This is a genomic window from Burkholderia sp. Bp9090 (assembly GCF_003857985.1).
Lineage (GTDB): Bacteria > Pseudomonadota > Gammaproteobacteria > Burkholderiales > Burkholderiaceae > Burkholderia.
Genome location: NZ_QTPV01000038.1, coordinates 32,737 through 46,020, shown reverse-complemented (window position 1 = coordinate 46,020; position 13,284 = coordinate 32,737). Strand labels below are relative to the sequence as shown.

The 13,284-nt window shown below is 64.8% G+C and carries 9 protein-coding genes; 4 read left to right on the top strand and 5 right to left on the bottom strand.

Annotation, left to right across the window (positions count from 1 at the left end):
- Positions 1-48: 48 nt before the first annotated feature.
- From odhB to typA, 3 genes are all read right to left on the bottom strand, one after another.
- Positions 49-1,326: a 2-oxoglutarate dehydrogenase complex dihydrolipoyllysine-residue succinyltransferase gene (odhB, locus tag DIE16_RS27385; protein WP_044846025.1), complete on the bottom strand. Its 1,278-nt coding sequence runs from the start codon at positions 1,324-1,326 to the stop codon at positions 49-51.
- A 136-nt stretch (positions 1,327-1,462) separates the two neighbouring features.
- Positions 1,463-4,327, bottom strand: a complete 2,865-nt coding sequence (locus DIE16_RS27380) for a 2-oxoglutarate dehydrogenase E1 component (RefSeq protein ID WP_044846026.1) — start codon at positions 4,325-4,327, stop codon at positions 1,463-1,465.
- Between the two features lie 316 nt (positions 4,328-4,643).
- Entirely contained in the window at positions 4,644-6,470 is a 1,827-nt protein-coding gene (gene typA / locus DIE16_RS27375) for a translational GTPase TypA (RefSeq protein ID WP_044846027.1), read from the bottom strand.
- 334 nt (positions 6,471-6,804) lie between these two features.
- Between typA and DIE16_RS27370 the strand changes: the two genes are divergently transcribed.
- The 4 genes from DIE16_RS27370 to DIE16_RS27355 all read left to right on the top strand — a co-directional run bounded on the left by DIE16_RS27370 (position 6,805) and on the right by DIE16_RS27355 (position 11,737).
- The gene (locus tag DIE16_RS27370) at positions 6,805-7,296 is read left to right on the top strand and encodes a MarR family winged helix-turn-helix transcriptional regulator (protein WP_014897211.1); all 492 of its coding nucleotides are present in this window, start codon (positions 6,805-6,807) and stop codon (positions 7,294-7,296) included.
- Positions 7,297-7,383: 87 nt separating this feature from the next.
- On the top strand, positions 7,384-8,880 hold the full coding sequence (locus DIE16_RS27365) for an efflux transporter outer membrane subunit (protein WP_124488904.1): 1,497 nt from the start codon (positions 7,384-7,386) through the stop codon (positions 8,878-8,880).
- A gap of 52 nt (positions 8,881-8,932) precedes the next feature.
- Positions 8,933-10,150: an efflux RND transporter periplasmic adaptor subunit gene (locus DIE16_RS27360; protein WP_044846029.1), complete on the top strand. Its 1,218-nt coding sequence runs from the start codon at positions 8,933-8,935 to the stop codon at positions 10,148-10,150.
- Positions 10,151-10,177: 27 nt separating this feature from the next.
- Complete coding sequence (locus tag DIE16_RS27355; RefSeq protein ID WP_044846030.1) at positions 10,178-11,737, top strand: DHA2 family efflux MFS transporter permease subunit; 1,560 nt, start codon at positions 10,178-10,180, stop codon at positions 11,735-11,737.
- A gap of 92 nt (positions 11,738-11,829) precedes the next feature.
- On the opposite strand, the gene truB is transcribed toward DIE16_RS27355, so the two are convergent.
- Entirely contained in the window at positions 11,830-12,762 is a 933-nt protein-coding gene (gene truB / locus DIE16_RS27350; RefSeq protein ID WP_124893775.1) for a tRNA pseudouridine(55) synthase TruB, read from the bottom strand.
- Positions 12,763-12,775: 13 nt separating this feature from the next.
- Positions 12,776-13,174 carry a 30S ribosome-binding factor RbfA gene (rbfA, locus tag DIE16_RS27345; protein ID WP_006495346.1) on the bottom strand — a complete coding sequence of 133 codons (399 nt, stop codon included), beginning with the start codon at positions 13,172-13,174 and terminating at the stop codon, positions 12,776-12,778.
- Positions 13,175-13,284: the final 110 nt, after the last annotated feature.

The window sequence follows — 13,284 nt, the reverse complement described above, 5'->3', positions numbered from 1 at the left end:
GCGCAAGTGCGCGAGCGTGCGGGGCGGGTCAATGCAGTGAGACTCGGCTTACAGGTCGAGCAGCAGGCGTGCCGGATCTTCCAGCGCATCCTTCATCGCGACGAGCGACAGGACTGCTTCGCGGCCGTCGATGATGCGGTGGTCGTACGACAGGGCCAGGTAGTTGATCGGACGGATCACGATCTGGCCGTTTTCGACAACCGGGCGTTCCTTCGTCGCGTGCACGCCGAGGATGGCCGATTGCGGCGGGTTGATGATCGGGGTCGACAGCATCGACCCGAACACGCCGCCGTTCGAGATCGAGAACGTACCGCCCGTCATTTCCTCGATCGACAGCTTGCCGTCCTTCGCCTTCTGGCCGAATTCGGCGATCTTCTTCTCGATCTCGGCGAGACTCAGCTGATCGGCGTTGCGCAGGATCGGCACGACCAGGCCGCGCGGCGAACCGACCGCGATACCGATGTCGAAGTAGCCGTGATAGACGATGTCGTTACCGTCGATCGACGCGTTCACCAGCGGGAACTTCTTCAGCGCGTGCACGGCCGCCTTCACGAAGAACGACATGAAGCCGAGCTTCACGCCATGTTCCTTCTCGAACTTGTCCTTGTACTTGTTGCGCAGTTCCATGACCGGAGCCATGTTCACTTCGTTGAACGTCGTCAGGATCGCATTGGTCTGCTGCGACTCGAGCAGACGCTCGGCGATACGCGCACGCAGGCGCGACATCGGCACGCGCTGTTCCGGACGATCGTTCAGCCACGTCGCTGCCGATGCCGGCACCTTCACTTCCGGCAGCGCCGGCTTCGCAGCAGCGGCCTTCGCCGGTGCGGCGGCCGGAGCAGCCTTCGGTGCGCTGCCTGCGGCCAGCGCGTCGCCCTTCGTGACACGGCCGTCACGGCCCGAACCTGCGACGTCGCCTGCCGACAGGCCCTTCTCGGCCAGCAGCTTCGCTGCGGCCGGCGATGCGGCGGCCGAGCTCGACGCGGTCGCGACGGCCGGCTGTGCTGCCGGTGCGGCTGCAGCAGGGGCTGCCGCCGGCTTCACTTCGGCGGCGCCTGCCGCTGCTTCGGCAGCACCTGCCTTCGCTTCGGTGTCGATCGTCGCGATGATCTGGTCGGCGACCACGGTGTCACCGTCGTTCTGCAGCACTTGCGCGAGCACGCCCGCGGCCGGTGCCGGCACTTCGAGCACGACCTTGTCGGTCTCGAGTTCGATCAGGATTTCGTCCTGCGCGACTGCTTCGCCCGGCTTCTTCTTCCACTGCAGCATGGTGGCTTCCGAAACCGACTCCGAAAGCTGGGGGACTTTGACTTCTACGATAGCCATGTGATTTTCCTGGATGCTTAATCTGGGGTATGACGAGGTTCGTGCGATTCCTTCGGCCGGTGCGGCGCGCGACGCGCCCGGCAGGCCAAAAGAGACGGGAAAGCGCAGTGCGCCTTCCCGTTTCGCTTGACGTCGGTTATTTCGCGATCGATGCGCTCTTCAGGCGGCCGAATGCACCTTCGATGAGGGCCTTCTGCTGCTCGTAGTGCTTCGCGTAGTAGCCAACCGCCGGCGAGGCCGAAGCCGGACGGCCGCTGTATGCCAGCTTCTGCCCTTCCTTCATGCCTTCCTTCAGGTGGTGCTCGACGTAGAACCAGGGACCCTGGTTCTGCGGCTCGTCCTGCACCCAGACCACTTCAGTCGCGTTCTCGTACTTCTTCATTTCGGCTTCGAACTGCTTGTGCGCGAACGGATACAGCTGCTCGATACGGATGATCGCGACGTCGTTCGCCTTCGCTTCGCGGCGATGCGCGACGAGGTCGTAGTACACGCGGCCCGAGCAAGCCAGCACGCGCTTGACCTTCTTCGCGTCGATGCCGCCGTCGGTTTCGCCCAGCACCGGCTGGAACGAACCCTTCGCGAGTTCCGACAGGTCCGACACCGCTTCCTTGTGGCGCAGCAGCGACTTCGGCGTGGCGACGATCAGCGGCTTGCGGAACAGGCGGATCATCTGGCGACGCAGCAGGTGGAAGATCTGCGCCGGCGTCGTCGGCTGGACGACCTGCATGTTGTGATCGGCACACAGTTGCAGGAAACGCTCGATACGCGTCGACGAGTGTTCCGGACCCTGGCCTTCGTAGCCGTGCGGCAGCAGCATCGTGAGACCCGACACGCGGCCCCACTTCACTTCGCCCGACGAGATGAACTGGTCGATCACGACCTGCGCGCCGTTGACGAAGTCGCCGAACTGCGCTTCCCACAGCACGAGCGTGTTCGGCTCGGCGGTCGAGTAACCGTATTCGAAGCCCAGCACAGCTTCTTCGGACAGCACCGAGTCGATCACCGTGAACTTCGCCTGACCGTCGGCGATGTTCTGCAGCGGCACGTACGTGCCGTCGTTCCAGCGCTCGCGGTTCTGGTCGTGCAGCACCGCGTGACGGTGCGTGAACGTGCCGCGGCCCGAGTCCTGGCCCGTCAGGCGCACCGAGTAGCCCGATGCGACGAGCGACGCGAACGCGAGGTGTTCGCCCATGCCCCAGTCAAGCGGCTGGTCGCCGCGCGCCATGTTGCGGCGGTCGTTGATCACGCGCTCGACGAGCGGGTGAACCTTGAAGTTTTCCGGGACCGTCGTGATGCGTTCGCCCAGGCGCTTCAGTTCGGCGAGCGGCACGGCCGTGTCGGCTGCGTCCGTCCACTTGCGGTTCAGGAACGGAACCCAGTCGACCGCGTACTTGCTCTTGTAGTTCGACAGGACCGGATCGACGGTGTGGTGGCCGTCGTCCATCGCCTTGCGGTACGCCTTCACGTAGTTGTCGGCGTCTTCCGCGGTGATCACGCCCTGCTGCACGAGCTTCTCGGCATACAGCGCACGGGTGCCCGGGTGCTGCGCGATCTTCTTGTACATCAGCGGCTGCGTGACCGCCGGCGTGTCCTGCTCGTTGTGACCCAGCTTGCGGAAGCAGACGATGTCGATCACGACATCCTTGTGGAACTGCATCCGGTAGTCGATCGCGATCTGGATCGCGAGCACGACGGCTTCCGGATCGTCACCGTTCACGTGCAGCACCGGCGCTTCGATCATCTTGACCACGTCGGTACAGTACAGCGTCGAGCGCGCATCGCGTGGGTCCGACGTCGTGAAGCCGATCTGGTTGTTGATGACGATGTGCAGCGTGCCGTGCGTGCCGTAACCGCGCGTCTGCGCGAGGTTCAGCGTTTCCATCACGACGCCCTGGCCGGCGAAGGCCGCGTCGCCGTGGATCTGCACCGGCAGCACCTGCAGGCCGTCTTCGTCGCCGCGACGGTCCATCCGCGCCTTCGCGGAACCTTCGACCACCGGGTTCACGATTTCGAGGTGCGACGGGTTGAACGCGAGCGACAGGTGGACCGGACCGCCTTCGGTCGACACGTCCGACGAGAAGCCCTTGTGGTACTTCACGTCACCGGCCGGCAGGTCGTCGACGTGCTTGCCTTCGAATTCGGCGAACAGGTCGGCCGGCATCTTGCCCAGCGTGTTGACCAGCACGTTCAGACGGCCGCGGTGGGCCATGCCGATGATGATTTCCTGCACGCCGCGCTTGCCCGCGTGCTGGACGACTTCGTCCATCGCCGCGATGAAGCTTTCGCCGCCTTCGAGCGAGAAGCGCTTCTGGCCGACGTACTTGGTGTGCAGATAGCGCTCGAGGCCTTCCGCTGCCGTCAGGCGATTCAGGATGTGCTTCTTCTTGTCGATCGAGAAGGACGGCGTCGCGCGGGTCGATTCCAGGCGCTCCTGCCACCAGCGCTTCTGCTCCGGATCGCTGATGTACATGTATTCGGCGCCGATCGTGCCGCAATACGTGTCACGCAGGCCCTTGACGATGTCGCGCAGCGAAGCCTGGTCGAAGCCGAAATACAGGTTGCTTGCGCTGTACGTCTGGTCGAGGTCGCCTTCGGAGAAGTCGTAGAACGCGGGTTCGAGTTCGGGAATGGCGGGACGTTCGCGACGCTTCAGCGGATCCAGATTGGCCCATTGCGAGCCGAGGAAGCGATATGCGCTGATGAGGGACTGGACGTGGACCTGCTTGCGCGCGGTCGCCAGATTGCTGGTGCTTTCGCGCGGGATGAAGGCATTGGCCTTCGCGCGCTCGGCGAACGATTCGACGATCGGAAAATGAGCGACGTCATTGGCATTCGAGCCGTCGGTTGCAGGCACGTTCTGCAGCGCGTCGAAATACTCTCGCCAGTTCTCCGGCACCGATGCCGGATTGTTGAGGTATGCATCGTACAGTTCTTCAACGTACGAAGCATTGCCGCCGAACAGATAGGAGTTCAGCTGAAACTGCTTCATTACATCTGACATTTTACGCTCACCTTTCTTCGAGCTTCTCGAGAAATAGCGGGTTACTCAACCTTCCGCGACACGGCCTGACCGTTTAGCGGATTGCGAATCAAGTCTTGCTTGGAAGGACCTAAAACTTGCGTGCGCGCAGCATATCACAGAACCGTTACCGAAGTTCACGACGAAATGTGCCCGAAAGCACCGCGCGACGGGGTTTTGCCGGATTGCCACGACCCGCGGGAACAGTGTTTTGCAGCCCGCTCGATTGCGCATCGCGCAGATGCAAAAAAGGCCGCCCGAAGGCAGCCTTTTTCATCATGCAAGGGAACGATCGAACTTAGTCGACCGCGCCTTCGCGGCTCGCGCGGCGACGCTCGTGCTCCTTCAGGAAGCGCTTGCGCAGGCGGATCGACTGCGGCGTCACTTCCACGAGTTCGTCGTCGTCGATGAATTCGACCGCGTATTCGAGCGACATCTGGACCGGCGGCACGAGGCGCACGGCTTCGTCGGTGCCCGACGCGCGCACGTTGGTCAGTTGCTTGCCCTTGATCGGGTTCACGACGAGGTCGTTGTCGCGGCTGTGGATGCCGATGATCATGCCCTCATACAGCGCATCGCCCGGCTTCACGAACATGCGGCCGCGATCCTGCAGCTTCCACAGTGCGTAGGCGACCGCGGCGCCGTCATCCTGCGAGATCAGCACGCCGTTGCGGCGCTCGAAGACCGAGCCGTCCTTGACCGGTGCGTACGAGTCGAAGATGTGGCTCATCAGGCCCGTGCCGCGCGTGAGCGTCAGGAATTCGCTCTGGAAGCCGATCAGGCCACGTGCCGAGATCTTGTATTCCAGGCGCGTGCGGCCGCGGCCGTCCGATGCCATGTCGAGCATTTCGCCCTTGCGGCGACCGAGCTCTTCCATCACGCCGCCCTGGTGTTCGTCTTCGACGTCGACCGTCAGCAGCTCGTACGGCTCGTGGCGCACACCGTCGATTTCCTGCATCACGACGCGCGGACGCGACACGGCCAGCTCATACCCTTCACGGCGCATGTTCTCGACGAGAATCGTCAGGTGCAGTTCGCCGCGGCCCGACACTTCGAACACCGTTTCGTCGCCCGTGTCCTTCACGCGCAGCGCGACGTTGTGATTCAGTTCCTTCATCAGGCGGTCGCGGATCTGGCGGCTCGTCACGAACTTGCCTTCGCGGCCTGCCAGCGGCGACGAGTTGACGAGGAAGTTCATCGTCAGCGTCGGTTCGTCGACCGTGATCATCGGCAGCGCTTCCGGCGTGTCGACCGCGCAGATCGTCGCGCCGATGCCGACGTCTTCAATACCGTTGATCAGCACGATGTCGCCGGCTTCAGCCGACTCGACCTGCACGCGCTCGAGGCCCTTGAACGACAGCACCTGGTTGATCTTGCGGTTCAGCACGTCGCCTTCCGGACCGAAGCGCATCACGACCGGCTGGCCCGGCTTGATGCGGCCGCGCGTGATGCGGCCGACGCCGATCCGGCCGACGTACGTCGAGTAGTCGAGCGACGTGATCTGGAGCTGCAGCGGCGCTTCCGGATCGGCCGGGCGAACCGGCACGTGCGCGAGGATCGCCTCGAACAGCGGGCGCATGTCGCCTTCGCGGGTCGCCGGATCGAGCGACGCATAGCCGTTCAGGCCCGATGCGTAGACGATCGGGAAGTCGAGCTGCTCTTCGGTCGCGCCGAGCTTGTCGAACAGGTCGAAGGTCTGGTTGATGACCCAGTCGATCCGCGCGCCCGGACGGTCGATCTTGTTGACGACCACGATCGGCTTCAGGCCGAGCGCCAGCGCCTTCTTCGTGACGAAGCGCGTTTGCGGCATCGGGCCCTCGACCGCGTCGACGAGCAGCAGCACCGAGTCGACCATCGACAGCACACGCTCCACCTCGCCACCGAAGTCCGCGTGCCCCGGCGTGTCGACGATGTTGATGTGCGTGCCTTCGTATTCGACCGCGCAGTTCTTCGCGAGAATCGTGATCCCGCGCTCTTTTTCGATGTCGTTCGAGTCCATCACTCGCTCGGCAATCTGCTGGTTCTCGCGGAAGGTGCCGGACTGGCGGAGCAGTTGGTCGACGAGCGTGGTCTTGCCGTGGTCGACGTGAGCGATGATGGCGATATTGCGAAGGGCGCGGGTCATAGAAACCTGAAAATCGTTGAACGCGCAAACGCGCACGCTCGTCAGTCACCGGGACACGTGCGCGCGCGTTGCAGCTTGGAAAGCCTCAAATTATAGCACGTGAGAATGTCGAGAGCCGGACCGTGTGTTGCAACGCGAAAGATGATGCGCCCCGCCCTCGCCTCGCAGAGGGCGATTTCGCCTGCGGACACACCGCCCACGAACGAAGACCCTGACGCCCGCAAGGGAATTTCGGGCCGCGCAGCGCCCGCCCGCCCGTTCGATTAATATTTGCCGCGGCAAGCAAATAGCGCCTATACTGCTGCCTAGTCAACTATTGCAGCTTCAGGGTTTTATGTCGGATTCTCCTTCCCAACCGCCCGTTTCGCCGCTGTCCTCGTATCAGATGAACGACAGCGTCGGTTATCTGATGTCGCGTGTGAAGTCGGTGATGACCAACCTCGTCACGCAGCGCACGCAGGAAGAGCTCGGCATCACGGGCACGCAGGCGAGCATGCTGTTCATGATCGCCGTCGGAAAGTGCTCGACGGCCGCCGAACTCGCGCGGGAATACGGGATCGACGCGAGCGCGGTCACGCGCCTGCTCGATCGCGTCGAGAAACGCGGCCTGCTGTCCCGCGTGCGCAGCATCGAGGATCGGCGGGTCGTACGCCTCGAGCTGACCGATGAAGGCCGCGCGCTTGCCGAGCGTTTGCCGCCGGTGTTCCGTAGCGTGCTCGACGAGCTGCTGGACGGATTTACGCCGGAAGAAGTCGGGTTCCTGAAGAGCATGCTGCGCCGCATTCTCAGCAACTACTGCGAAACCGCGGGCGGCAGCATCACGTAATAGTTGCCATAACAATTACTTTTGACAGATTAATGTAAGGAAATCCTTGCAGTGTCCATCATTCATTCCGAGTCAGGGAACAGCGCGATGAAATCCTCCCCGTTGTCCGTGCGCGCCGGGTCGTGCCGCGCCGCCGTCGCCGCCGCGGTTGCCGCGCTGGCGCTGGCGGGCTGCGCAAACTACATCGGCATCAAGAGCGACAAGCAGATCGCACCCGCATCGCAATTCGAAACCGCCCAGAGCCTGCCGGCCCAGGGCGGCCAGTGGCCGGCGCTCGACTGGGCCAACCAGTTCGGCGATCCGCAGTTGCCGAAGCTGATCGACGAGGCGCTCCAGGGCAACCCGTCGATCGCGCAGGCACAGGCGCGCATCGCGAAGGCGTCGTCGTACATCGAGTCGTCGCGCTCGAACCTGATGCCGAAAGCCGAAGCCAGCTACTCGTGGACACGCGAGCTGTATTCGTCGAACGCGCTGTTCCCGCCCCCGTACGGCGGCCAGTGGTACAGCGAGAACAACGCGCTCGCGAGCGCGTCGTGGGATCTCGACCTGTGGGGCAAGAACCGCGAGCGCCTGCACACCGCCGTGTCGCAGGAAAAGGCCGCCGAGGCCGACATGCAACAGGCGCGCATCACGCTCGCGTCGTCGGTGGCCCGCACCTACAACTCGCTCGCCCAGCTGTATGCGCTGCGCGACATCGCGCAGCGCGAGATCGCCAACCGCCAGACGGTCGGCAGGATCACCGACGGCCGCGTGTCGGCCGGTCTTGACACCAACGTGGAACGCCAGACTGCGCGCGGCAACATCGCGACGACCCAGGCATCGCTGTCCGACCTCGACGGCCAGATCACGACCGTGCGCTACCAGCTCGCCGCACTGCTCGGCAAGGGGCCGGATCGCGGGCTGCAGATCGCCGCGCCGGTGATGAACCCGACCGGCGAAGTCGCACTGCCCGGCAACCTGCCGGCCGACCTCGTGTCGCGCCGCCCCGACATCGTCGCCGCGCGCTGGCAGGTCGAGGCCGCGATGCACGACGTGAAGGAAGCGAAGGCCGAATTCTTCCCCGACGTGAACCTCGCGGCCGGCTTCGGCTTCGATGCGTTCGGCTGGGGCAAATTCCTGAATTTCGCGAGCCGCCAGGCGCAGTTCGGCCCGGCCATCCACCTGCCGATCTTCGATGCCGGTGCGTTGCGCGCGCAGCTCAAGGGCCGCTACGCGGACTTCGACCTGTCGGTCGCGAACTACAACCAGACGCTGATCAGCGCGCTGAACGACGTCGCGACGCAGGTCGCGTCGATCCGTGCGGTCGATCGCCAGATGGATGACGCGCAGCGTGCGCTCGATGCGTCGACGCGGGCGTACGACCTCGCCGTGATCCGCTACAAGGCGGGCCTGTCGCCGCAGCTCCAGGTGCTGACCGCGGACACCAACCGCCTCGCATCGGAACAGACGGTGACCAACCTGAAGATGCGCCGGCGCGACATGCAGCTCGCGTTGATCAAGGCGCTCGGCGGCGGGTTCGACGCGACCGGCACGCGGCTCGCCGCGCCCGACGCCGACAAGCAGACAAGACAGGCCGCCAACTGATCCGGCGCCACCACTACGCAGACACTCGAAATAACGGACGGAGAAAATCGCCATGAGCGACCCTCAACAAAACGCCGCCAGCGCACAGCCGCAGAACAACGGGAAGCGCAAACGGATGATGACGCTGCTGATCGCGGTCATCGTGATCGCGGCCATCGCGTACGGTCTGTACTACTTCCTCGTCGCGCGCTTCCATGAAGAGACGGACGACGCATACGTGAACGGCAACGTCGTGCAGATCACGCCGCAGGTCACGGGTACCGTGATCGCCGTGAAGGCCGACGATACGCAGACGGTCAAGGCCGGCGATCCGCTGGTCGTGCTCGACCCGGCCGACTCGCAGGTCGCGCTGCAGCAGGCCGAGGCCAATCTCGCGCAGACGGTGCGCCAGGTGCGCGGCCTGTTTGTCAACGACGACCAGTACCGCGCGCAAGTCGCGCTGCGCCAGTCCGACCTGTCGAAGGCGCAGGACGACCTGCGCCGCCGGATGGCCGTCGCGCAGACGGGCGCCGTGTCGCAGGAAGAAATCTCCCATGCACGCGACGCGGTGCGCGCCGCGCAGGCGTCGGTCGACGCGGCGCAACAGCAGCTCGCATCGAACCGCGCACTGACCGCGAACACGACGATCGCGTCGCACCCGAACGTGATGGCCGCGGCAGCGAAGGTTCGCGACGCGTACCTCGCGAACGCGCGCAACGTGTTGCCCGCACCGGTCACCGGCTATGTCGCGAAGCGCTCGGTTCAGGTCGGCCAGCGCGTGTCGCCGGGCAACCCGCTGATGTCGGTCGTGCCGCTGAACGCGGTGTGGGTCGACGCGAACTTCAAGGAAGTCCAGCTCAAGCACATGCGCATCGGCCAGCCGGTCGAATTGACCGCCGACATCTACGGCTCGTCGGCCGTCTACCACGGCAAGGTCGTCGGCTTCTCGGCCGGCACGGGTTCGGCGTTCTCGCTGCTGCCGGCGCAAAACGCGACGGGCAACTGGATCAAGGTCGTGCAGCGCCTGCCGGTGCGTATCGAGATCGATCCGAAGGAACTCGAGAAGCATCCGCTGCGCATCGGCCTGTCGATGCAGGTCGACGTCGACATCAAGGACGAGCGCGGCGACCAGCTCGCCAACGCGCAGAACACGGTCTACGAAACGAACGTGTTCGCGAAGTACGGCGACGAAGCCGACGCCGAGATCGCGCGCATCATCGCCGAGAACGCCGGCGGCAACGCGCCCGCACCGGCCGCGGCGAAGTCGAACGCCGCCGCCAAGATGATGTAACGGTTCCGACTCCGGAAAACTATCGACATGGCACAGGCTCCTGTCTCCCACCCGCCGCTACAGGGCGGGCAACTCGTGCTCGGGACGATCGCGGTATCGCTCGCGGTGTTCATGAACGTGCTCGACACGTCCATCGCGAACGTCGCGATCCCGACCATCTCGGGCGACCTCGGCGTGTCGTCCGACCAGGGTACGTGGGTCATCACGTCGTTCGCCGTCGCGAACGCGATCTCGGTGCCGCTGACGGGCTGGCTGACCGACCGCTTCGGTCAGGTCCGCCTGTTCCTCGCGTCGATCATCCTGTTCGTCATCTCGTCGTGGATGTGCGGGTTGTCGCCGAACCTGCCGTTCCTGCTCGGCTCGCGCGTGCTGCAGGGCGCGGTCGCGGGCCCGATGATTCCCCTGTCGCAAGCGCTCCTGCTGTCGAGCTATCCGCGCGCGAAGGCACCGATGGCGCTCGCACTATGGGCGATGACGACGCTGATCGCGCCCGTCGCGGGCCCGATTCTCGGCGGCTGGATCTCGGACAACTATTCGTGGCCGTGGATCTTCTACGTCAACATCCCGGTCGGCATCGCCGCCGCCGCCGCGACGTGGGCGATCTATCGCAATCGGGAGTCGGCCGTGCGCCGCGCGCCGATCGACGGCGTGGGCCTCGCGCTGCTGGTCATCTGGGTCGGCTCGCTGCAGATCATGCTCGACAAGGGCAAGGATCTCGACTGGTTCGCGTCGACGACCATCATCGTGCTCGCGCTGACCGCTGTCATTGCGTTCGCGTTCTTCGTGATCTGGGAGCTGACCGCCGAGCACCCGGTCGTCGACCTGTCGCTGTTCCGCATGCGGAACTTCACCGGCGGCACAGTCGCACTGTCGATCGGGTACGGCCTGTACTTCGGCAATCTCGTGCTGTTGCCGCTGTGGCTGCAGACGCAAATCGGCTACACCGCGACCGACGCCGGCCTCGTGATGGCGCCGGTCGGGTTGTTCGCGATCCTGTTGTCGCCACTCACCGGGAAGTATCTGCCGCGTACCGATCCGCGCTTCATCTCGACGGCGTCGTTCCTGACGTTTGCGCTGTGCTTCTGGATGCGTTCGCGATACACGACGGGCGTCGACGAATGGTCGCTGACGCTGCCGACGCTCGTGCAGGGTATCGCGATGGCGGGCTTCTTCATCCCGCTCGTGTCGATCACGCTGTCCGGCCTGCCCGGCAACCGCATTCCCGCGGCGTCCGGCCTGTCGAACTTCGTGCGGATCATGTGCGGCGGCATCGGCACATCGATCTTCCAGACCGCGTGGGACCACCGCAACAACTTCCATCACGCGCAACTGGTCGAGCAGGCGAACCCGTACAACCCGACGTTCAACCAGGCCGTCACACAGATGCGCAGCCTCGGGCTGACGCAGGACCAGGCGCACGGCCTCATCAACAACATGGCCACGCAGCAGGCCGCGCAACTCGGCGTGAACGACCTGTTCTACATCTCGGCGGCGATCTTCGTGCTGCTGATCGGACTGATCTGGATCACGAAGCCGGAGCGCGCGGGCGGCGGCGATGCGGGTGCGGCGGCGTCGGCTGCACACTGAGCACCGCGCTCGAACGAGCGCGCCCAACAAAAAACCCGGTCGAAATCGACCGGGTTTTTTTCGTTCCGACGACGGCGCTTGCGCGTCGCGCGTTACGCAGCCGTCACGACGAGGCGTTCGGGCGCGAGCACGCCGTTGGCCTTGCGCGCCACGCCGAGCAGTCGCTGCGCGTCGTACACGCGCACGCGCCCGCCCTCGGCTGCATCGATCGGATCGAGCGCCGACAGCGGCAGGCGCTGGCCGTGCAGGAATCGCTTCGCGCTGGTTTCGTCGAGGCGTACCAGCGGAAACGTCGACAGCAACGCGTCGACCGGCTGAAGCCAGGCGTCGCGCGCCGCTTCGGCAGCGTCGGACAGCGCGTCGAGCGTCACCGCATGTTCGAGCGTCAGCGCGCCGACACCCGTGCGACGCAGCATCGTCAGATGTGCGCCGCAGCCGAGCGCTTCGCCGATGTCTTCGGCCAGCGTGCGCACATACGTGCCCTTGCTGCAGGTCACGCGGAACGTCACGTCGGGCAGCTCGCACGCGAGCAGATCGAGCGCATGGATCGTCACGTTGCGGCCTTCCCGCTCGACGGTCTGGCCCGCACGCGCGTATTCGTACAGCGGCTTGCCATCGCGCTTGAGCGCCGAATACATCGGCGGCACCTGCACGATCTCGCCGGTAAAGCGCGCGAGCGCCGCTTCGACCGCCGCACGGTCGCATTCGACGGCGCGCGTGTCGAGCACGTCGCCTTCCGCGTCGCCGGTGGTCGTGCGCACGCCGAGACGCATCGTCGCTTCGTAGGTCTTGTCCGCTTCCAGCAAGTCCTGCGAGAACTTCGTCGCTTCGCCGAAGCACAGCGGCAACAGGCCCGAGGCCAGCGGATCGAGCGTGCCGGTATGGCCGGCTTTCTTCGCGAGAAGCAGGCGCTTCGCGCGAATCAGGGCGTCGTTGCTCGACAGGCCGACCGGCTTGTCGAGCAGAAGGACGCCATCCAGCGCGCGCCGCGGCACGCGTGGACGCTGGGGAGCTGCAGTCGTCATGGGGCGTGCGCGCTCAATCGTCCTTCGCGGGCGCGTCGGCTTCGTCATCGTCCTTCGCGCGCGTCGAGTTGGCTTCCTTGATCAGGCGCGACATTTCCACCGCCTTCTCGATCGTCTGGTCGTAATGGAAGTGCAGCGTCGGCACCGTATGAATGTGCAGGCGCTTGAACAGCAGGTTGTGCAGGTGGCCCGACGCGTGGTTCAGCGCTTCCTGCGTCTTGTCCGGATCGCCGGTCAGCGCCGTGAAATAGACCTTGGCATGCGCGTAGTCCGGCGTGAGCTCCACGCTCTGGATGGTCACGATACCGATGCGCGGGTCTTTGACCTCGCGCATGATGAGTTCGGACAGATCGCGTTGAATCTGGTCGGCGATCTGAACGTTGCGATTGGGGGAAGTACGTTTCCTGGACATGATCGATCCGTGATCCGTTTATCAGGATAAAGCGGCGCGCCGTTGGCACGCCACCATGAAAATGGGCGGGACAGGCCCAAGCCTGCCCCGCCCCATGAGCCGATACGCGA